Source organism: Massilia alkalitolerans DSM 17462, assembly GCF_000427785.1.
GTDB lineage: Bacteria > Pseudomonadota > Gammaproteobacteria > Burkholderiales > Burkholderiaceae_D > Telluria > Telluria alkalitolerans.
Window position 1 is genome coordinate 367,280 of record NZ_ATYR01000002.1, and the last position, 21,652, is coordinate 388,931.

The window sequence follows — 21,652 nt, forward strand, 5'->3', positions numbered from 1 at the left end:
CGCATGAGCGAAGAACGACGGCACATCTGCCTTGGCTTCACGGATGAGCGCTACCCGGAAGGGACCCACATCTGTTACCTCTACAACGACGACGAGGAGCGGCGCCGCATCCTGCCGCTGTTCGCACGTCATGCGCTGCTCGACCATGAATGCTTCAACTACGTGGCGGACGTTCCCGACGCCGCTGGATTGCCGCGCGTCATGGAGGAACTCGACCTGGCGAGCGCCGGGCGCGGCCTGCCTGGCCGCATCGACATCGCGACCACGAGCGAAGGCTATTATCCGGACGGCCGCTTCGATCCGGACGCAATGCTGGCGCGCCTGCGCGCCGCGTATGACCAGTGCATCGCCGCCGGCCAGTCCGGCGCCCGCTTCGCCGGCGAGATGACCTGGGCCTTGCGCGGCATTCCCGGCGCCGACCGGATCATCGAGTGCGAGTCGCGCATCAATGACCTGGTCCTGGAAGCGCCGGTGACGGTGATGTGCCAGTACGACCTGCGCCAGTTCGACGGCGCCACCATGTTCGATGTCATGAGCGTCCATCCGATCCTGATCGTCGGCGGCCACATCCTGCGCAATCCTTTTTACCAGCATCCGCCCGCCAGGCATGGACACCACCCCGGGGCATGACAACGGCGAGCCCAGCGCGGCCGTCCTCGGACGCCTGCTGGTGATCCAGCAGGCCATCGATGCCCTGCCCGACGACGCCCGCCTGGACGGCTTCGTCCGGCGCGCACTCTCGGGCGTGCCAGGCATCGCCGATGCCCACGTCCACCTCGAGGGGCGCACGACGCCGCCGACCGCGGCCATCGCGGCCCTGCTCGGATGCTGCAAGGGCGGCGCCGGTCCGGCTCCCGCCGGCAACCTGCAGCGCAACATCGGCCACGAGGGGCATTGCTTTCCCATCCGCACTCCCGAGCAGCATTTTGGCTGCCTGGTGGTGCAGATTGCGGATGAAGCGGCCCTGCGCCCCTACCGCGACTTTCTCAGCAATATCTCCAGCACGATCAGCCGGGTGCTCGCGTCACGCCTGTACGAGGCGCAACTGGTCCGGCTCAACGAGGAATTGCGCCAGGCGCGCGACAGCCTCGAACTGCGGGTCGCCGAGCGCACCCGCGAACTCGAATACCGCGCCACCCACGACCTGCTCACCGGGCTGGCCAACCGGCCGCTCCTGCTCGACCGCCTGCACACCGCCATTTCGCACGCGCGCCGCGACGGGCACGTGGTCGTGGTGGTCTACCTCGACCTCGACAGCTTCAGTTTCATGAATACCGGCCTGGGCAATGCTTGCGGCGATGCCTTCCTGCGCGAGACTGCCCAGCGGCTGTGCCGGGTGGTGCCCGACTGCGAGGCCGTGGCCCGGATCGGCTCGGACGAATTCGTGATCCTGCTGGCCGGACTCGACCACGTCGAGCGCAGCAGCCACTGGCTGCACGAGATGCTGGCCGCCGTGCGCGCGCCGCTGCGGCTGGACGACAAGGAGCTGGTGGTCACGGGCAGCATCGGCGCCAGCGTCTACCCGTTCGACGGCGAAGACCCGGAGCTGCTGCTGCGCCGCGCCAACTCGGCCATGCATCGGGCCAAGCGCTCCGGCAAGGACGGCATGCAGTTCTACGCCAGCACGCGCGACGCCGCGGTCGCCGAGCGCATGGAACGCGAAGCCGAGCTGCGCGAAGCGATTCCCCACGGGCAGCTGGTGCTGCACTACCAGCCCAAGCTCGACCTGCACACCGGCGCCTGGCGCGGCGTCGAAGCCCTGGTGCGCTGGCAGCACCCGAAGCGCGGCCTGCTGCCGCCTGGGGATTTCATTCCGCTGGCCGAAGAGTCGTCCCTGATCGTGGCCCTCGGCGAGCACGTGCTGGAGCAGGCCTGCCGCCAGGCCGCCGCGTGGCACCGGGCCGGCCTGCCGGGCAAGTCGGTGGCGGTCAACGTCGCCGCCCGGCAGCTGCGCGACCGCCGCATCGTCGAGGTGGTGGACGCCGTGCTGCGCGACACCAAGCTGGATCCCAGCTGCCTGGAGCTGGAAATCACCGAAAGCTCGATCATGCACGACCTCGAGTACGCATCGACGCTGATGCAAGAGCTGAAGGCCTTGGGCGTGCGCACCTCGATCGACGATTTCGGCACCGGCTACTCGAGCCTGAGCGCGCTGCGCTACTTCCGGGTCGACAAGCTGAAGATCGACCGTTCCTTTGTGAAGGAAATCGAGGGCGACCAGAGCGCCGCGGCGGTGGCGCTGGCCGTGATCTCCTTCGCCCGCACGCTCGGCATGAAGGTCAACGCCGAGGGCGTGGAAACGCCCGGACAGGCCTGCTTCCTGCGGCAGCACGGTTGCGACGAGATCCAGGGCTATCTGTTGTCGCGCCCCCTGCCGGCCGAGGAACTCGAAGCCCTGTACCGCAAGGGCGATCCGCCGGGCTGGGATACCCGCCAGGCCTGAACCAGGGGAGGAACCATCCGATGAAGACCGCCGTATTCAGCGCGCGCCGCTACGACAAGACCCTGCTGGCACGCGCCAACCAGGATGCCGGCCACGAGCTGCGCTTTTTCGAAGACCGCCTGACCCTGGCGAGCGCCAGCCTGGCCGAAGGCTGCGAGGCGGTCTGCGTGTTCGTCAACGACAGCGTCGACGCCCAGGTGCTGGCCGCGCTCGCCCGGCAAGGCACGCGGCTGGTGGCGACCCGCTCCACCGGCTACAACCAGATCGACGTGGCGGCGGCTACGCAGCTGGGCATCGAGGTGGTGCGCGTCACCGACTATTCGCCCCATTCGGTCGCGGAATTCGCGGTAGGCCTGCTGCTGGGCGTGAACCGGAAGATCGCGCGCGCCAGCGCCCGCACCCGCGACGGCAATTTCGACCTCGAGGGCCTGATGGGCTTCGACCTGCACGGCAAGACCATCGGCGTCATCGGCACCGGCAAGATCGGCGTGATCTTCGCCCGCATCATGGCCGGTTTCGGCTGCACCATCCTCGGCCACGATCCCTACCCGAGCCGGGGCTTCGAGGAGGCCGGCGGCAGCTACGTCGCGGTCGACGAGCTGCTCGCGCGCAGCGACGCGGTGTCGCTGCACTGCCCGCTGACGGAGGCGACGCGCTACATCATCAATGCGCACAACCTGGCGCGGCTCAAGCGCGGCAGCATCCTGGTCAACACCAGCCGGGGCGGCCTGGTCGACACCGAAGCCGCCATCGCGGCGCTCAAGAGCGGACAGCTCGGCGGCCTGGCGATCGACGTCTACGAACAGGAAGCGAATTTGTTCTTCCAGGACCTGTCCTCGACCATCATCTGCGACGACGTGATCCAGCGCCTGGTCTCCTTCCCGAACGTGATCGTCACCGGCCACCAGGCCTTCTTCACGGTGGAAGCGATCGGCCAGATCATGCAGACCACAATCGACAGCATCAGCGCCTTTGAGCGCGGCGAAGCCCTGGTCAACCGGGTGCCGCCGGCCTGACGGCGTCAGGCGGTCGGCAGCCGGTGCTCCTGGTAGATGTCGCGCAGCTTGTTCTTCTGGATCTTGCCGGTGCCGCCGACCGGCAGCGCCTCGGTAAAGACCACGTCGTCCGGGATCCACCACTTGGCCACCTTGCCCTCGAAGCAGGCCAGCAACTCCTCGCGCGAAACTGAAGCGCCGGGACGCTTGACCACCACCAGCAAGGGGCGCTCGGCCCACTTCGGGTGCGCGACGCCGATGCAGGCGGCCTGCAGCACCGCCGGGTGCGCCATGGCGATGTTTTCCAGGTCGATCGAGCCGATCCACTCGCCGCCCGACTTGATCACGTCCTTGCTGCGGTCGGTGATCGCCAGGTATCCGTCCGGATCGATGGTGGCCACGTCGCCGGTCGGGAACCAGCCATCCTGCAGGACGTCCCCGCCCTCGCCGCGGAAGTAGCCCGACACCACCCAGGGCCCCTTCACCAGCAGGTGGCCGTAGGTGGCGCCGTCCCAGGGCAGCTCGCTGCCGTCGTCGTCGACGATCTTCATGTCGACGCCGTAGATGGCGTGCCCCTGCTTGCGCAGCACGGCGCGCCGGGCCTCGTCCGGCAGCGCCAGGTGCTTGCCCAGCAGGGTGCAGGCGGTGCCGAGCGGCGACATCTCGGTCATGCCCCAGGCGTGCACCACCTCGACGCCCAGTTTGTCGATGAGCAGGTCCATCATGGCCGGCGGGCAGGCCGAGCCGCCGATCACGGTGCGCCGGAAGGTGGAAAAGCGCAGGTCGTTCTGCAGCACGTGATTGACCAGGCCGAGCCAGACGGTGGGCACGCCGGCCGAGAACGTGACGCCTTCGGCCTCGAACAGCTCGTACAGCGACTTGCCGTCCAGGGCCGGTCCTGGGAACACCATCTTCGCCCCCGACAGCGGCACCGAATACGGCAGGCCCCAGGCGTTCACATGGAACATCGGCACCACCGGCAGCACGGTATCGCGGGCGGACACGTTGAGCGCGTTGGGCATGGCGGACGCATACGCGTGCAGCACGGTCGAGCGATGCGAGTACAGCGCGCCCTTCGGATTGCCGGTCGTGCCCGAGGTGTAGCACAGGCTGGCGGCCGAACGCTCGTCGAACTGCGGCCAGGCATACTCGCCGGAGGCGGAGTCGACCAGGTCCTCGTAGCACAGCAGCATCGGGATGTCGGTCTCCTGCGGCATGTGCTCGCGCCCGCACATGGCCACATAGCCCTTGATGGTCTTGCAGTGGCGCGCCATCGCCTCGATCGCCGGCAGGAAAGTCAGGTCGAAGAACAGGTACTGGCCCTCGGCATGGTTGATGATGTAGGCGATCTGCTCCGGATGCAGGCGCGGGTTGATCGTATGCAGGACCGCGCCCGAACCCGACACCGCGTAGTACAGCTCCATGTGGCGGTAGCCGTTCCAGGCCAGCGTGGCGACCCGGTCGCCCATGCCCACGCCGAGCCGCAGCAAGGCCTGGGCCATGCGGCGCGCCCGCGCCTCCAGCTCGCGGTAGGTGGTGCGGTGGATGTCGCCCTCGACCCGGCGCGAGACGACCTCGCTCGCGCCGTAATGGCGGGCGGCGAACTCGATAATGTTCGAGACCAGCAGCGGCTGGTCCATCATCTGCCCTATCAGGGGACTGGCCGGGTAAGCGTTCACAGCAGCGTTCATCAGGTCTCCATGTACTTAGTACAACAAATTTCGAGTTTCAACTCCCAGTTGCGCTGACGTCAATGCAATTCGATTGCGCGCCGCAGCATGGCCGGATGCAGCCGTGCGCCGATGGAATCGGCCCGGTACGGTAGAATCCTGCCAATACCACACGCATAAGCGTGCCGACCGCCTACCGAAGGAGCTGCCATCACTGCTGACGAACTCCCCTTCAACAACTCGTTTGCCGAGTTGCCGCCGGCCTTCCATACCCGGCTGATGCCGACGCCCTTGCCGGCGCCCTATTTCATCGCTGCCAGTGCACCCGCGGCGGCGCAGGTAGGGCTCGACCCGCAGGCGCTTGCCGGGGACGATTTCGTCGACGTTTTTACCGGCAACAAGGTGGCGGTGCGTTCCCAGCCGCTGTCAGCGGTCTATTCGGGCCACCAGTTCGGCGTCTGGGCCGGCCAGCTCGGCGACGGACGCGCGATCACGCTGGGCGACCTGCCGGGCCCGAACGGCACTATGGAAGTGCAGCTCAAGGGCGCCGGCCTGACGCCCTATTCGCGCATGGGCGACGGCCGCGCGGTGCTGCGCTCCTCGATCCGCGAATTCCTGTGCTCGGAAGCCATGGCGGCGCTGGGCATTCCGACCACTCGTGCCCTGATGCTGACCGGTTCGCACCAGCGCGTCATGCGCGAAACCGTCGAGACCGCCGCTGTGGTGACGCGGATGGCGCCGACTTTCGTGCGTTTCGGTTCCTTCGAGCACTGGCATTACCGTGGTAAACAAGACGAGTTGAGGATCCTGGCCGACTACGTCATCAAGAACTGGTATCCGGAATTCCTTGGCGCCGCCAATCCCTACAAGGAACTGCTGGCCGAAGTCACGCGCCGCACGGCCCACATGATCGCCGGCTGGCAGGCGGTCGGCTTCATGCATGGCGTGATGAACACCGACAATATGTCGATCCTTGGCCTGACGCTCGACTACGGGCCCTTCGGCTTCATGGAAGCCTTCGACGCCAACCACATCTGCAACCATACCGACCAGGGCGGGCGCTATTCCTATGCCAACCAGGTGCCGGTGGGGCACTGGAACTGCTACGCGCTCGGCAATGCCCTGCTGCCGCTGATCGGCACCCCGGAGGACACCGAGGAAGCGCTGGACGTCTACCGCCCCGCCTTCGGCGCCAGGCTGGACGAACTGCTGCATGCCAAGCTCGGCCTGTTCGACGCACGCGACGAAGACAGCGCCCTGTTCGACGACATGTTCAAGCTGCTGCAGGCGAATCACGCCGACTTCACGCTGTTCTTCCGCCGCCTGGGTGACTTGCAACGCGAGGGTGGCGTGGAACAGGATGCGCCCGTGCGCGACCTGTTCATCGACCGCGAAGCCTTCGACGCCTGGGCCGGCCGGTACCGCGCCCGCCTGCGACTCGAAGACAGCAGCGACGAACTGCGCCGCGCCGCGATGCACCGTACCAACCCGAAGTACGTGCTGCGCAACTACCTGGCCCAGACCGCGATCGAACAGGCCCAGAACGGCGATTTCAGCGGCGTGCACAAGCTGCTCGCCGTCCTGGAGCGCCCCTTCGACGAGCAGCCGGAGAACGAATCGTATGCGGCCCTGCCGCCCGATTGGGCAGCCCACCTCGAGGTGAGCTGCTCGTCCTGAACCACCAGAAACAAGAGACTCAAGAAGGAACCGTCATGAACGACAAAGTGACCAAGAGCGACGCCGAGTGGCGCGCCCAGCTGGACCCGATGCAATACCAGGTGACCCGCCACGCCGCCACCGAGCGCGCCTTCACGGGCAAGTACTGGGACCACCACGAGCACGGCATCTACCACTGCGTCTGCTGCGATACCCCGCTGTTCGAATCCGACGCCAAGTTCGACTCCGGCTGCGGCTGGCCGAGCTATTTCAAGGCGCTCGACCCGGATAATGTCATCGAGAAGGTCGACCGCAGCCACGGCATGCTGCGTACCGAGATCATCTGCGCCATCTGCGACGCCCACCTCGGGCACGTGTTCCCGGACGGTCCGCCGCCCACCGGCCTGCGCTACTGCATCAACTCGGCGGCCATGCGCTTCGAGCCCCTCTGAGGAAGGCGGAGAACTCAATGATTAAGTTCCTGTTCGACATGCTGCCGGTGATCCTGTTCTTCGGCATCTACAAATATGGGGAAAACAACCAGGAATGGGCCCACGGGCTCGTCACCGAGCACCTTGGTTTCCTGATCTCGGGCGGCGCGGTGCCGGCCGCGCAGTCGCCGATCCTGCTGGCGACGGCGGTCACGATCGTCGCCACGGTGCTGCAGATCGTCTACCTGCTGGCGCGCCGCCGCAAGGTCGACGGCATGCTGTGGCTGTCGCTGGGCGTGGTGGTGGTGGCCGGCGGCGCCACCATCTACTTCCACGACGACACCTTCATCAAGTGGAAGCCGACCATCCTGTACTGGGCCTTCGGCGTCGCCCTGCTGCTGGCGCAACTGATATACCGTAAGAACCTGATGCGCTCGGCGCTCGGGGGCGCGATGAACCTGCCGGACGCGGTCTGGACCCGCGTCCTGTATGCATGGATCGCCTTCTTCATCGGGCTGGGCCTGCTGAACCTGCTGATGGCTTTCGTGGTCTTCCGTAGCGATACCGGCGCCTGGGTCAGTTTCAAGCTGTTCGGCATCAGCGGCATCCTGTTCGCCTTTATCATCATCCAATCGCTGTTCCTCTCCAAACATATCCAGGAGGATGCTCAAAATGGAAGCTAACCGTACCGAACGCCTGCGCGAGCGCCTGCAGGCAGAACTCAATCCAACCGTGCTGGAAATCACCGACGACTCGCACCTGCACGCCGGCCACGCCGGCGCCGCCTCGGGCGGCAGCCATTACAGCGTGAAAATCGTATCGGATAAGTTCCAGGGCCTCACGCTAGTCATGCGCCATCGTCTTGTGTATGATGCCGTTCACGAAATGATCAACAAGGCGGAAATCCATGCACTGGCCATCACGGCCCTCGCACCGTCGGAGCCGGCTTGATGGCTGGCGCCGCTGGCCTGCCGCCCTGCTCATCTTCAGTCTACTTTAAGAATAGTGGCCGACAATCTGTAACGCTAAGTACCAGAACTTGAAGTACAAGAACTAATCAAAATCTCGTCCAAGCACCCCTCCCACAGGAATTCCAGAAATGACTTTTAAGCCAGCACGCCTGCTGTTAGCTCTGATCGCCGTGTCCGCAGCACCAGCTTTCGCCCAGAACCTCGCCGTCGTCAACGGCAAAGCCATCCCGACCTCGCGCGTCGAGGAAGCAGTCAAGCAGCTGGTCGCCGCCGGCCAGGCCCAGGACAATCCGCAAACGCGCCTGGCCATCAAGGAAGAGATGATCGCCCGCGAAGTGCTGATGCAGGAAGCCATCAAGCAGGGCTACGACAAGAAGCCGGAAGTGCGCGCCGCCCTCGACAACGCGCGCCAGGCCATCGTCGTGAACCAGCTGGCCCGCGACTACATCCAGAAGAACCCGGTCACCGACGCCGAAATCAAGGCCGAGTACGACCGCTTCAAGGCGCAGACCGGCGACAAGGAATACCACGTGCGCCACATCCTGCTCGATACCGAAGCCGACGCCAACGCCGTGATCGCCAAGATCAAGGCCGGCAGCAAGTTCGAGGAACTGGCCAAGCAGTCGAAGGACACCGGCACCGCCAACAACGGCGGCGACCTGGACTGGGCTACCCCGTCCTCGTTCCCGCCTGAATTCGCTGCCGGCTTCACCGGCCTGCAGAAAGGCGGCGTCACCGACAAGCCGGTGAAGACCGCCAACGGTTTCCACGTCATCAAGCTGGACGATACCCGTGCCGCCAAGCTGCCGTCGCTGGAAGAAGTCAAGCCGCAGATTCAGGACGCCCTGGCGCAGAAAAAGCTGGCTGACTTCCGTGACCAAATGGTCAAAAAGGCAAAGGTGCAGTAAGATGTACTACCGCCGGTGCCGCCAGGCACCGGTTCTTGCCGCCCGCGGCGAACTTTTTCGTGTTTAGATAGGACCTTAACAATGATTTTGAAGCCAGCCCGCCTGACTTTGGCAATCAGCTTGGCCACGGCCGCGATGATCGCCGCGCCTGCTATTGCGCAGAACGTCGCCACCGTCAATGGCAAGCCCATCCCGGCGGCAAAGGTTGACCAGCTGGTCAAGCAAGTGGTCGCACAAGGCCGCGCCACCGATTCGCCACAGCTGCGCGACGCCATCAAGAAAGACCTGATCGGCCGCGAAGTCCTGATCCAGGAAGCCGACAAGCAAGGCATCGGCGGCCGCGCCGACGTCAAGGCAGCCATCGACAATGCCCGCCAGAGCATCATCATCAACGCGATGCTGGCCGACTACGTCAAGAAGAACCCGATCAAGGATGCCGAGATCAAGGCCGAGTACGACAAGTACAAGGCACAGGTGGGCGACAAGGAATACCACGCACGCCACATCCTGGTCCCGACCGAAGACGAAGCGAAGTCGATCATCACCAAGCTCAAGAGCGGCTCCAAGTTCGAAGACCTGGCCAAGCAGCATTCGAAGGACGGCTCGGCTGCCAACGGCGGCGACCTGGACTGGGCAAGCCCGGCCAACTACGTGCCTGAGTTCTCGAAGGCCATGGTTGCCCTGCAAAAAGGCGCCATCACCGACACCCCGGTCAAGAGCCAGTACGGCTTCCACGTGATCAAGCTGGAAGACGTGCGCCAGGCCAAGATCCCGGCCCTGGACGAAGTCAAGCAGCAGGTCGCGGAATCGCTGCAGCAGCGCCAGCTGGCGCAGTACCGCGAAAGCCTGGTCAAGAAGGCCAAGATCCAGTAAGCACGGTCTTGCCGAACTAAAAAGCGCTCCCGAGGGAGCGCTTTTTTATTGCCCGCTTGCCCAGCTCGATCTCGTCGTGACGCCCCATATTTTTACGTATGGAATGACCAAGCGCGCGCTTCGGAACCCTCCTACGGCCGCGCGGAGTGTGCGCCTATTCAGGATCCTGCACGGTTGGCTAAGATCGCTAGCAAGGACAACCGAACAGGAGACCAGCATGAGCACCGAACAACGCACCCAGCATGGAGCAGCACTCGACGGTGGCCGCGAAGGCCCGGCCGAGACCACCGGCTTGCCAGCCGGCGCCGGCGCCGACCAGTCCACCGAGGCGGTGTGGCGCTACCAGGTGCCACCGCCGGGCAGCGGTACGGGCGCCGACCAATCGAATGCAGGTCACTACACGCCGAATGCGGCTGGCCACGGTGGCGGGATCGTCGAGGCGCCGGCCGAGAGCAACGTCAATGCACCAGGACGGCCGCTCAGCGGCGCCGGCAGCGCCACCGCCCCCGCGCCAGGCACCATCGGCGGCATCGAGGCCAGCAGGAAAGCACAAGCCACGGGCGGCGCGGCTGGCGGGCTTCCTGACGATGCCGCCAGCAATGCGGATGGCAACATGAGCGGCTCAGCCGGCACCGACCGCAACTAGCGCCGCGAACTGCACCGGGCGCTTCCTCCATTGCGCCTGTTTTTTCTCTTGACGGCTACTATCGGGCCGTTTGATCCACAGGAGGACGACATGGACAAGGAACAAGCCAAAACAGCACCCGCCAGCCAGGACGGCAAGAACGCCTCCCAGGGCGGATTGTGGCAGTACGAGGTGCCGCCCCAGGATCCGGGCGCGGGCAGCGTGCAGTCGAACGCGGGTCATTACACTGGCGGCGCCCATGGCGGTGACAGCCAGCAGGGCGACTTCCTGAAGTCGCCGCCGGAAGCGAATGCAATGCCTGCGGGCGCGCCGCAGACCAGCCGAGGCAGTGCGGGACAAGGCGGAGCGGATCCACAGACGCAGCCGATGCCGGGCGCCGGCGGCGGCAGCGGCGGCGCCGGCCTCGTCCCTGAACCCGGGGGTGCAGGTGCGGGTGGTGGCGGGGCCGCGGACGATGCCGGCGCCGGCGGCGGCCAGCCGGCTCCGGTCGGCAACGGTACGCCGGACCAGCCGGTCTGGGCCACCTGACCCGCTCCACCATGAAAAAAGCGCCTCCGTGGAGGCGCTTTTCGTCGTGGCTTCAGCCGATCAGCCGACCCACTTGCGCGCGTTGCGGAACATGCGCATCCACGGCGACTCGTCCGGCCAGCCGCTAGGGGCCCACGAGTGCACGGCGGTGCGGAACACGCGCTCGGCGTGCGGCATCATCGCGGTGAAGCGGCCGTCCTCGGTGGTGACCGCGGTCAGGCCGCCCGGCGAACCGTTCGGGTTGAACGGATAGGTTTCGGTCGCCTGGCCGCGGTTGTCGACGTAGCGCAGCGACTTGATCACTTGCCCGATGTCGCCGGTCAGCGAGAAGTCGGCAAAGCCTTCGCCGTGGGCGATCGCCAGCGGCGCCTGGGTGCCGGCCATGCCGTCGAAGAAGATCGACGGCGAGTCCAGCACCTCGACCATACCGAAACGCGCTTCGAACTGCTCCGATTTATTCCGGGTGAACTTCGGCCACGCCTGCGCGCCCGGGATGATCGATTTCAGGTTGCTCAGCATCTGGCAGCCGTTGCACACGCCCAGGCCGAAGGTGTCCTGGCGCGCGAAGAACGCAGCAAATTGATCCGACAGCTGCGGGTTGAACAGGATGGTCTTGGCCCAGCCCTCACCCGCGCCCAGAACGTCGCCATACGAGAAGCCGCCGACGGCGATCACGCCATGGAAGTCCGCCAGCTTGGCGCGGCCCGCGATCAGGTCGCTCATGTGCACGTCGACGGCGGCAAAGCCGGCCTGGTGCATGACCCAGGCGGTCTCGATGTGCGAGTTCACGCCCTGCTCGCGCAGGATCGCCACGCGCGGACGCACGCCCGTCGCAATGAAGGGAGCGGCCACGTTGTCGGTCAGGTCGAACGTCAGCTTCGGCGACAGGCCCGGGTCGCTCTCGTCCAGCAGGCGCTCGTATTCCTGGTCGGCGCAGTCCGGGTTGTCGCGCAGGCGCGCGATGCGCCAGCTGGTCTCGCTCCACAGGCGGTGCAGGACGCTCCGCTTCTCGCTGTAGATGAGCTTGGCGTCGCGGGTGAATTCGATCACGCCGCGGTCGTTCAGCTTGCCGATGATGTGGCTGCAGGCGCCCAGGCCGAGTTCGCGCAGCACGGCCATCACGGCCTGCTTGTCCTCCGCACGCACCTGCAGCACCGCGCCCAGCTCTTCGCTGAACAGCGCGCGCAAGGTCATCTCGTTGCGGCGCTCGCCCACCTGCGAGGTCCAGTTCTTGGCGTCGCCCCAGTCGGAAGCGTGCTCGCCTTCCATGGTCAGGATGTCGAGGTTGACCGACACGCCGGCGCGGCCGGCGAAGGCCATCTCGGCCAGGGTGGCGAACAGCCCGCCGTCCGAACGGTCGTGGTAGGCCAGCAGCTTGCCTTCCTTGTTGAGGCGCTGCACGGCATTGAAGAAAGACTTCAGGTCGTCGGCCGAATCCACGTCCGGGACGCTGTCGCCGATCTGCTGGAACACCTGCGCCAGGCTTGATGCGCCCAGGCGGTTCTTGCCGCGGCCGAGGTCGACCAGCACCAGGGCGGTGTCGCCGAGGTCGGTACGCAGCTGCGGGGTCAGCGAACGGCGCACGTCCGGTACCGAGGCAAACGAGGACACGATCAGGGACACCGGCGAAATCACGGACTTGTCGGCGCCGTCGTCGTTCCAGGTGGTGCGCATCGACAGCGAATCCTTGCCGACCGGGATCGACACGCCCAGCGCCGGGCACAGCTCCATGCCCACTGCCTTGACGGTGTCGAACAGCGCGGCGTCCTGGCCCGGCTGGCCGCAGGCCGCCATCCAGTTGGCCGACAGCTTGATGTCGCCGATGTCATCAACGGCAGCGGCGGCGATGTTGGTGATCGCCTCGCCCACGGCCATGCGGCCCGAGGCGGCGGCGTCGATCACGGCCAGCGGGGTACGCTCGCCCATCGCCATCGCTTCACCCACGAAGCCCTCGTAGGACATGGCGGTGACGGCGCAGTCGGCGACCGGCACCTGCCACGGGCCGACCATCTGGTCGCGCACGGTCATGCCGCCCACGCTGCGGTCGCCGATGGTGATCAGGAAGGACTTGTCGGCCACGGTCGGCAGCAACAGGACGCGACGCGCCGCTTCCTCGAGCGCGATACCGGTCAGGTCGATGGCCGGGAAGTCATACTTCACGTGCTCGACGTCGCGCAGCATCTTGGGCGGCTTGCCGAGCAGGACGTCCATCGGCATGTCGACCGGGTTGTTACCTGCTTGCGGGTCGATCACACGCAGCTGGCGCTCTTCGGTGGCGGTGCCCACGACTGCGTACGGGCAGCGCTCGCGCTCGCACAGCGATGCAAATTTATCAAGGTCCATTGGCGAGATCGCCAACACATATCGCTCCTGCGACTCGTTTGACCAAATTTCCTTCGGCGCCATGCCGCTCTCTTCGAGGGGCACCTTGCGCAGGTCGAACAGCGCGCCGCGCTTGGCGTCGTTGACGATTTCCGGGAAGGCGTTCGACAGGCCGCCGGCCCCGACGTCGTGGATCGAGATGATCGGGTTGTCCGCGCCCATCTGCCAGCAGCCGTTGATGACTTCCTGGGCACGGCGTTCCATCTCCGGGTTGCCGCGCTGGACCGAGTCGAAGTCCAGGTCGGCGGTATTGGTGCCGGTCGCCATCGAGGACGCGGCCGAGCCGCCCATGCCGATGCGCATGCCCGGGCCGCCCAGCTGGATCAGGAGGCTGCCGACCGGGATCTCGTCCTTGTGGGTGTGCTCTGCTGCGATGTTGCCGATGCCGCCGGCGATCATGATCGGCTTGTGGTAGCCGTACACGCTGCCGGCCGCGCCCACGTTCTGCTCGTAGGAACGGAAGTAACCGCCCAGCACCGGCCGGCCGAATTCATTGCTGAAGGCGGCGCCGCCGATCGGGCCGTCGATCATGATCTGCAGCGGCGAAGCGATGCGCTCCGGCTTGCCATACACGGCGTCCACGCGGCCGTTTTCGCCGGCGGTGACGTCGGAAGCGTTCTCCCACGGACGCTGGGCGTCCGGCAGCAGCAGGTTCGACACCGTGAAGCCGGTCAGGCCGGCCTTCGGCTTGGCGCCGCGGCCGGTCGCGCCCTCGTCGCGGATCTCGCCGCCGGCGCCGGTGGAGGCGCCCGGGAACGGGGAGATCGCGGTCGGGTGATTATGGGTCTCGACCTTCATCAGGATGTGGGTCAGTTCCGTCGACGCCCCATATTCCTGCCCGAGGCGCGGGAAGAAGCGGGTCACGCTGGCGCCCTCGATGATCGAGGAGTTGTCGCTGTAGGCGACCACGGTGCCGCGCGGATTCAGCTGGTGGGTGTTCTTGATCATGCCGAACAGCGACTTGTCCTGCTTGACGCCGTCGATGATCCAGTCGGCGTTGAAGATCTTGTGGCGGCAGTGCTCGCTGTTCGCCTGCGCGAACATCATCAGCTCGACGTCGGTCGGGTTACGCTGCGCGCGGGTAAATGCATCGTGCAGGTAGTCGATCTCGTCGACCGACATCGCCAGGCCCAGTTCAAGATTGGCGCGCACCAGCGCGTCGCGGCCCTGCCCGATCACGTCCACGGTCTCGAGCGGCCGGCCTTCGAGTTCGTCGAACAGGCGCTGCGCTTCGTCGGCGCTGCGCAGCACGGTCTCGGTCATGCGGTCGTGCAGCAGCGCGGCGACGGCGGCAAGCTCCTGCTCGCCCAGCTTTTTCGGCGCGCCGATGCCGGTGCCGAGGATGCCGCCCTTGAGCACGACGGTATAGCCCACGCCGCGCTCGATGCGGTGCACGTGCTGCATGCCGCAGTTGTGGGCAATGTCGGTGGCCTTCGAGGCCCACGGCGAGATCGTGCCCAGGCGCGGGATGACGAAGAACTCCTCGGTCACGCCCTCGTACAGCGTCTGCGCCGCAGGCTCGCCATAGGTGAGCATGGCCGACAGGCGCTCGGTGTCTTCGACGCCTAGTTGCGCGCTGGCGTCGATGAAGTGATAGAAGCGGGCCTGGACTGCGGCAATCGATGGTGCGACGGCTTGGAGTTGCGACAGGAGGCGTTGGCTACGGAAGGCGGACAGGGCGTTGGAACCCGGCAGAATCAACATGGCTGAGAAGTTGGTTGATGCAGCGTCGCTGCTTGGGTGGAAGATAGCCCGCTATTATACAGTGTCACTAGGCAGCGTTGCATTCCTACCAGTCCAGACCTTGTAGAACGGACATTTCTTGATCCTGCAGGAACTTATCGGTATTGTAAGCACACCATAATTAAAACAGGGTGCACGGGCACCGCACAGGAACGGAAGCGAGATGCAAGAGAACGCCAACCTCACGGTACTGATCGTCGACCCCAACCAGGGCATGCGCGGCAGCCTGCAGAACATGCTGAACCAGGCCGGCATCACCAGGATCGAGTCGGCGATCAATGCCGGCACGGCCATCAAGCAGCTCGCCAAGCGCGGCTACGACATCATCCTGTGCGAGTACGACCTGGGCGGCCCCCAGGGGGACGGCCAGGACGGCCAGCAGCTGCTGGAAGACCTGCGCCACCACCGCCTGATCACGGCATCGACCATCTTCATCATGCTCACGTCGGAAGGCGTGTACGACAAGGTCGTCAGCGCCGCCGAGCTGACGCCGACCGACTACGTGCTCAAGCCCTTCACGGTCGACATGCTGAGCACCCGCATCAAGCGCGCGCTGGAGCGCCGCAGCGCCCTGCTCCCGGTCTGGCAGCTGGCCGCGCAGGGTAAATCTGTGGAGGCGATCCGCGCCTGCGCCACCGCGGCCATCGCCACCCCGCGCTATGCGCTCGACTTCCTGCGCCTGAAGGCCGAGCTGCACGTGGCCAGCGGCGAACACGCCCAGGCCGGCGCGATCTACCGCGACGTGCTGGCCGAGCGTCCGCTGGGCTGGGCCGGCCTTGGCCTGGCGCGCACCATGCTCGCGCAAGGCCGGGCGGAAGATGCGCGCGATACCTTGGGGGCGCTGGTGCAGGCCAATCCGCGCCTGATGGCGGCCTACGACCTGCTGGCGCGCTGCCACGAGCAGCTGGGCAGCAGCCTCGATGCGCAGAAGGTGCTGGAAGAGGCCGTATCGATCTCCCCGCACATGGTGCGCCGCCTGCGTAAGCTGGGCGAAGTCGCACTGGAGAACGGCGATGCCGAGGCCGCCGAGAAATCCTTCAAGCAGGTGGTGAGCAAGGCGCGCTACTCGGAATTTCGCAATCCCGAAGACCACGTCAACCTGGTCAAGGCAATGGTCACGCGCGGCGACGTCGCGGGTGCCGGCGGCGTGATCCGCGACCTGGAGCGCTCGATGCGCGGCAACGCCAACGTCGATGCCTGCAAGGCCTACTCGAGCGCCCTGCTGCTGGAAAAGATGGGCAAGGTCAGCGCCGCCGTGGCCGAACTGTCGAACGCCGTCAGCGCGGCCCGCACCAGCAGCGGGCTGTCGCCGACCCTCAAGATCGGCCTGGCGCAGGCCTGCCTCGAACACCAGATGGACGAGCAGGCCTCGAACGTCATGATGAGCGTGATGGGCGACGCTTCCAGCCAGGTGACGGTGGACCAGGCGATGAACGTGTTCGTGCGCGCCGGCCGGCCGGACCTGGCCGACGGCATGGGCCAGCAGCTGCGCGCCCAGGCGCAGATCCTGCTCGGCGTGGCGGACGAGAAGCGCAACATGGGCGACGTGCGCGGCGCGGTGCAGACCCTGCTCGAAGCGCTGCACATGGCGCCTGGCAACCTGCAGGTGATGGTGGCGGTGGCGGGCGGCATCCTGCGCCAGGTAAACGAGCTGGGGTGGGACCATGCGCTCGGCGAAGTGGCCGCCGAGCAGATCGAGCGCTTGCGGGCGATGGATGCGGGGCATCCGCGCCTGGCGGCCCTCACGGAAGAGCTCCAGCAGGCCAGGCGCAAGTACGGGATGTCGACCTAGGCACGCGGCGTCGATCGCGCTGCCCGTCCTTGCAAGGCTGCGCGTCGAAAAGCGGACGACGCCGATTCACATAATGTGTTTCCATGACGGACGGGGCAATTGGCTCAGCGCTCGCTGCCAGCCGGCCGGCCGGGCTTTTGCCAGCAGTACAACACCAGTATTCGAACAAGCGTACACATGACGAAACCACCCAGTCCAGCTCCACAGAACGGTCAACCTGAGGCAGATCCGGTGCAGGCAGGTCAGCAGGAGACCCAATCCCCGAACCAAGCACAAGGAGTCGTCGACGAGGCGAATGAAAAGCCCGAGCTGGAGCCCGCGTTCGAACCTGAGCTCAAACCCGAGCCCAAGGCCGAAGTCGAGACTGCGCCTGAACCCGAGCTTGCACCTGCGCCTGAATCGCCGCCTGCAAGCGAAGAAAAATCCTCCAAGGACAAGCCCCCCGAGAGCGCGCCGAAGGACAAGAAGGCGCAGGACGACGCGAAAGCGGCACTGGAAAAGCAGGAGAAAGAAGCCAAGGATCGGCGTTCCCAAGTGCGGAAAGCGGTCCAGGTTCCCGCACCGGACGTCAGTAAAGCTCCCGCCAAGCCCACCCCGCAGCCCGCAGCCCGGCGTGGAGAAGCACGATTTCGCCCAGGGGCCGGACGTCAATATATTCGAGAACAATGCGAAACTTCAGAATTCGCCGGACTTCTTCGATCTCAATCCCGTATAGCGCGAGGACCTTCTCGGCAGGATCGGATTCTACAAGGGGATTGTGATCGACCACAGTCTTTCCAATCCGGTGGAGACCGGATTCAGGGAAGTCCTCCAGCGGCAAGCACCTGGAACCGGCTCCGCTGCGCAACAGAATGCGGTCGCCAATCCCCTGTACCGGAAACCGAACTTCTCGGGCTACTACGAAAATTACTACACCTCCTCGGAGTCCTTGCATCAGGTCCAGAAGAACGGTGTGGTGGACATCAAGTCCTCGCTGAACGTGGTCGGCGGAAAGGCCGTATCGGTCGGCGTCGGTATCTCCGGAGCGTATTACGATGCGCAGGGTTCGACTGACGCAGCGATCAAGAAGAAACTGTACATCACCGCCAACTTCCTGCTGCCCAAGGTCGAGTTATCCTTCGACGATTCGCGCCCTTGTGCAAGTGCAGAATTCGAAACGGCGTGTGAGGAAGCGCTATCTGCCGACACGGAAAAAGACCGTTTTACCGCCCTGGTGTCGATCCTCGGTAAATTTGGCCAGTTTGTGCCGACCCAAACCCTTGTGGGTGGCCGATTGTTCGCTACCGACGTCAAGGAATTCATCGGCAACGAATCCGAATCAGACGTGGCAAGCCGGTACGCAGGGCGCCTCAAGGTCAGCGCCGAATCCGTCACGGCCTCCTTCGATTCCGACACCAGCGTCGAGCGCAGCAAGGAAACGAACAGTCGCGGGAACGACAAGGACGAGAAACAGAACCACACGATTCAGGCCGTTGGCGGCGAAGGCGCTGTCGTCGAGAACGCCGGTCAGTGGGCGGAGTCCCTGTATGACTATCGGCGATGGTCGGCGGTGCAACGGGAAAAGCTGATCCCGAGTATCGACGTGCTGAGCAAGGATTTGAGTTTGCGCGCCTGGAATACCTTGAAGTCCTTCGCCGCGAAAAACTCGGCAATGCAGCTGATCGAAGAATACAAGGTCTACTTCCTGTTCTACGGAGACTACGACCTCAAGGTCGGCCGGCTGACCAGAAGCGACATCGTCATTTTCAAGAACAACAATAGCCAGCACTACCTGGCCATGGTGGGGGAAACGCCGCAAAACGGAGGGGTCACCGGAAAGCCATTCGATTGGGCCTACCAGTTCCTCTGGCGTGTTACACCGAATGGAAACATCGTCAGCGCCATCCCCGTCAATACCGGTTTCCCCGGCCATGAGAAGACGGTCGACTTCGCGCTCACCGTCCTGGGCGGCCTACCTGACAAGGACGCAAAACCACCGGAAACCCTGGAGGTCGGCCTGCGCGAACTGGGAAGCGCGAAGTATCAGACCTGGGAATTCACGGGCCGCGGCGAACTCCGGAACCCTGCATTCGGATCCGCGTACGCACTGGCCATGCCCCTGGACGACAAACCGGTGCTGAAGCGGGTTCAGGGCGACGACGACAGACCGACGTTCTGGAGCACGCAGCGGGCAATGCCTGCGGATATGGAAAAGATCGAGTCGCGCAGGGTGTGCGGTAAGCTGAGGCATCCAAGCGGGCTGGTGCTGGCAATCGACGGCTACGAGGACAACACCAGATCGTTCGTCCTTTCAGACCGGCGCCGCGTGTTGCTGCAACCGGACAATGGCGGCAAGCACCAGCTGTGGCACCTCAGGTCCGACGGCGTGATCGTCTCGGCATTGTCAATCTCGAGCAATAGCGCGTCGACGCCAGGAGATGTCTATCTCGCCCAGCTTGCGGATAAATCGATCGTCGCCCAGGCGCAGAACACCGCAGCGAAGACATTCACGACCGACGGGAAGGGCCAGGCTTGTACGGCCGATGACGCGAACAAGCCCATGTATCTGAGTGCCGTCGTCGACGCCGACATCTCGGGTCAACGCGTGGAGCCAGTCCTTGATGAGCGCGGGGCCTTGACATTCGAGCTGCTTCCAGGCGGCACCCGCCCCATTACCTATTCTGTCGGTTTCTCCACGCAGACGACGAGCAAGTGCGAGCGCATGAAGACTGTCGACAAACGGGAACTGAAGGTCGATGGCTACTTGACCGGAATCGAATTCGTTCTCGAGGAGCGGGGCAAGGGCAGGATCAGTCTGAATGAATATTCCCGCATGAGAATGCGCATTTCTGTCATGCGGGAGAATGGTGCAGACACGGTGGAACTGAAGGATGAGCCGGACCAGGATGCGGTCGACCGCGATTTTCTTTGCGACGAAGACGGCGCTTGCGACGTCGATGTCGACGGACGCTTCCTGCTGTTGCCGGAGGATCCGATCTATTCCATCCGCCTGCGCATCCATGTGTCGCCATCGTCGAAACGGCGGCTCGCATTCGAATATCAAAAAATCGAAAACGGCCCCTGGAGCGGCCTCTCGGACGACAACCAGGGCGCAAAGCGCCTGGACGTGAAAGACATCGCCGTGGGCTACGGGATCGACGCGGAAACCAGCAATGGGACCAAGGTGCTCGGTGTGGGCATCGCCTATGACGCGTCAGCCCAGTTGCTGAGGCCTAAGCTGCTGCGCAGGCTCATTGGCTGAGGCGCTCCGGCGTACTCAATACGCCAGGGCGGCCTGCGCTGGCGGGCCGCATCAATGTGAAGGCGCAGGCGAGCAGCATCAGGTGAGCGGCGCCGGAATACAGCGGCGCCAGCGCGGGTTGCACCACTTCGGTCCGGGCGAAGGTATCGAGCAGTCCATTGGCCAGGTTCCAGCCCCAGTGCAGCCCGACCGCTGCCCACAGCGTGCGCGTGCGCCACAAGGCCGCCGCATAGGCGAGTCCGAAGCAGAACAGCATGATCCACTCGACCGGGCCCTGATGCAGGCGATGGAGGTGGTTCAGCACGTACAGTGCCGCCGATACCACGACGAAGATCCAGCGCTGGCCCAGCTGCGGGAAGGCGCGCAGCACGAGGCCGCGCGTGAGGATGTCCTCCGCGGTAGACGCGATGAAGGTCGAGAACGCCAGAAAGGCCAGCGTCCCCGCCATTGCCATGCCCGGCGTAGCGCTCGCCCATGCAAAATTGTAGACACCGGTGCAGGTACCGACCGCGACAGCAATGAACTTGGCAACGATCGCAAGCGCAAGCCCGAGCGCCAGCAGCCGCAGCCATCCCGGACGCGCGTCCAGGTACCAGGCGCGCATGCCCCTGAAGCCCAATGCGCGCGAAGCCAGCCATGCCACCGGCGGGAACAACAGCATCAGGTAGGGGTTTCCGGCAGCTTGCGGCAACTGGTAAAACCCGAACAGGGCGGCTGCGACCAGGAGCAGGCGGCCGCGGCCTGGATGGGGGATCGGGGATGTCGGCAGGATGTGCATGGTGATGTCGTCGATGGTGGCTGGCGCCGTCCTGGCTTCAGGTGCCGGACAATATCACCATGAGCCTGGGCTCGACCCGGACCGTGCGACGAACTCGAGGAACTGTGGAGTGAACCGGAGCCCCATGCGACTCGGCAAACTGATCATCCTCCTGCTGGCGATCTCCAGCCAGGCAGGATGCCGCCTCGTCGAGCGCGCGGGGGAGCCCCGAACTTGCCCGGCGATCCCGGTCCCGGAGGACAGCGTGATCATCGGCGAAGAAAACACGCCCTTGCCCTTGCTGGTTCTCTACCCCGAGCGCCTGGCGAAAGACTTCAGCGGATGCGCTTATGCCTGGCTGGCGGAAGACGCAGCGCTGAACGGCACCGAGCTGTACTCGATTGCCAGGATCGAGAAGGGCGCCGTGGTCGGCGGCCTCATCTCGGATTCGATCGGCCCATCCATGGTGAATTGCGCCGCACGGAACCGAGAAGAGCATCCCGCCTTGTGTGGCAGTTTCGACCAGTTCTGGCGCGATAGCATCGATACGCCGCCTCCGGAAAAATATACCAGGAAGCCGCGCCGGACCGGCCCCTGAAGAGAAAGCACGCCTCAG

The 21,652-nt window shown here is 65.1% G+C and carries 17 protein-coding genes; 14 read left to right on the forward strand and 3 right to left on the reverse strand.

Going from position 1 to position 21,652, the window contains the following annotated elements; all coding sequences use genetic code 11:
• Window positions 1-3: 3 nt before the first annotated feature.
• The 3 genes from YWC_RS28135 to YWC_RS0103590 are packed head-to-tail and all read left to right on the forward strand — an operon-like array spanning window position 4 to window position 3,459.
• The gene (locus YWC_RS28135) at window positions 4-630 is read left to right on the forward strand and encodes an MEDS domain-containing protein (RefSeq protein WP_051306180.1); all 627 of its coding nucleotides are present in this window, start codon (window positions 4-6) and stop codon (window positions 628-630) included.
• A complete protein-coding gene (locus tag YWC_RS28140) occupies window positions 608-2,443 on the forward strand; it encodes a putative bifunctional diguanylate cyclase/phosphodiesterase (RefSeq protein WP_051306181.1) in 1,836 nt (611 codons plus the stop codon). Before YWC_RS28135 ends, YWC_RS28140 begins: the two co-directional genes overlap by 23 nt.
• A gap of 20 nt (window positions 2,444-2,463) precedes the next feature.
• Complete coding sequence (locus YWC_RS0103590) at window positions 2,464-3,459, forward strand: 2-hydroxyacid dehydrogenase (protein WP_027864147.1); 996 nt, start codon at window positions 2,464-2,466, stop codon at window positions 3,457-3,459.
• A 5-nt stretch (window positions 3,460-3,464) separates the two neighbouring features.
• Here YWC_RS0103590 and YWC_RS0103595 read toward each other — a convergent pair whose 3' ends face one another.
• Window positions 3,465-5,129, reverse strand: coding sequence for a 3-(methylthio)propionyl-CoA ligase (locus tag YWC_RS0103595; RefSeq protein WP_051306182.1), 1,665 nt, complete (start codon window positions 5,127-5,129; stop codon window positions 3,465-3,467).
• Window positions 5,130-5,318: 189 nt separating this feature from the next.
• Here YWC_RS0103595 and YWC_RS0103600 point away from each other — a divergent pair, with 189 nt between their 5' ends.
• From YWC_RS0103600 to YWC_RS0103635, 8 genes are all read left to right on the forward strand, one after another.
• Complete coding sequence (locus YWC_RS0103600; RefSeq protein ID WP_084416281.1) at window positions 5,319-6,785, forward strand: protein adenylyltransferase SelO; 1,467 nt, start codon at window positions 5,319-5,321, stop codon at window positions 6,783-6,785.
• Between the two features lie 35 nt (window positions 6,786-6,820).
• Entirely contained in the window at window positions 6,821-7,216 is a 396-nt protein-coding gene (msrB, locus tag YWC_RS0103605) for a peptide-methionine (R)-S-oxide reductase MsrB (RefSeq protein WP_027864150.1), read from the forward strand.
• A gap of 20 nt (window positions 7,217-7,236) precedes the next feature.
• Window positions 7,237-7,878 carry a septation protein A gene (locus tag YWC_RS0103610; RefSeq protein WP_027864151.1) on the forward strand — a complete coding sequence of 214 codons (642 nt, stop codon included), beginning with the start codon at window positions 7,237-7,239 and terminating at the stop codon, window positions 7,876-7,878.
• Window positions 7,868-8,146, forward strand: a complete 279-nt coding sequence (locus YWC_RS0103615; RefSeq protein WP_027864152.1) for a BolA family protein — start codon at window positions 7,868-7,870, stop codon at window positions 8,144-8,146. The genes YWC_RS0103610 and YWC_RS0103615 overlap by 11 nt, the downstream gene beginning before the upstream one ends.
• Window positions 8,147-8,294: 148 nt before the next feature.
• Window positions 8,295-9,074: a peptidylprolyl isomerase gene (locus YWC_RS0103620; protein ID WP_027864153.1), complete on the forward strand. Its 780-nt coding sequence runs from the start codon at window positions 8,295-8,297 to the stop codon at window positions 9,072-9,074.
• 81 nt (window positions 9,075-9,155) lie between these two features.
• Window positions 9,156-9,947, forward strand: a complete 792-nt coding sequence (locus YWC_RS0103625) for a peptidylprolyl isomerase (RefSeq protein ID WP_027864154.1) — start codon at window positions 9,156-9,158, stop codon at window positions 9,945-9,947.
• Between the two features lie 217 nt (window positions 9,948-10,164).
• On the forward strand, window positions 10,165-10,593 hold the full coding sequence (locus YWC_RS0103630; protein ID WP_027864155.1) for a hypothetical protein: 429 nt from the start codon (window positions 10,165-10,167) through the stop codon (window positions 10,591-10,593).
• Between the two features lie 90 nt (window positions 10,594-10,683).
• On the forward strand, window positions 10,684-11,121 hold the full coding sequence (locus tag YWC_RS0103635; protein WP_027864156.1) for a hypothetical protein: 438 nt from the start codon (window positions 10,684-10,686) through the stop codon (window positions 11,119-11,121).
• Between the two features lie 60 nt (window positions 11,122-11,181).
• Here the strand turns inward: YWC_RS0103635 and purL are convergent, their stop codons facing one another.
• Entirely contained in the window at window positions 11,182-15,207 is a 4,026-nt protein-coding gene (gene purL / locus YWC_RS0103640; protein ID WP_027864157.1) for a phosphoribosylformylglycinamidine synthase, read from the reverse strand.
• Window positions 15,208-15,409: 202 nt separating this feature from the next.
• Between purL and YWC_RS0103645 the strand changes: the two genes are divergently transcribed.
• Window positions 15,410-17,038 (forward strand): tetratricopeptide repeat protein, encoded by a 1,629-nt coding sequence (locus YWC_RS0103645; RefSeq protein ID WP_027864158.1) that lies wholly within the window; start codon window positions 15,410-15,412, stop codon window positions 17,036-17,038.
• 757 nt (window positions 17,039-17,795) lie between these two features.
• Window positions 17,796-20,279 (forward strand): ricin-type beta-trefoil lectin domain protein, encoded by a 2,484-nt coding sequence (locus YWC_RS0103660; protein ID WP_156923461.1) that lies wholly within the window; start codon window positions 17,796-17,798, stop codon window positions 20,277-20,279.
• Here YWC_RS0103660 and YWC_RS28145 read toward each other — a convergent pair.
• A complete protein-coding gene (locus tag YWC_RS28145) occupies window positions 20,269-21,057 on the reverse strand; it encodes a CPBP family intramembrane glutamic endopeptidase (RefSeq protein WP_051306184.1) in 789 nt (262 codons plus the stop codon). The two genes, YWC_RS0103660 and YWC_RS28145, sit on opposite strands and share 11 nt — an antisense overlap.
• Before the next feature lie 124 nt (window positions 21,058-21,181).
• Here YWC_RS28145 and YWC_RS28150 point away from each other — a divergent pair, with 124 nt between their 5' ends.
• Entirely contained in the window at window positions 21,182-21,634 is a 453-nt protein-coding gene (locus YWC_RS28150; RefSeq protein ID WP_027864162.1) for a hypothetical protein, read from the forward strand.
• The last annotated feature ends 18 nt before the right edge of the window (window positions 21,635-21,652 follow it).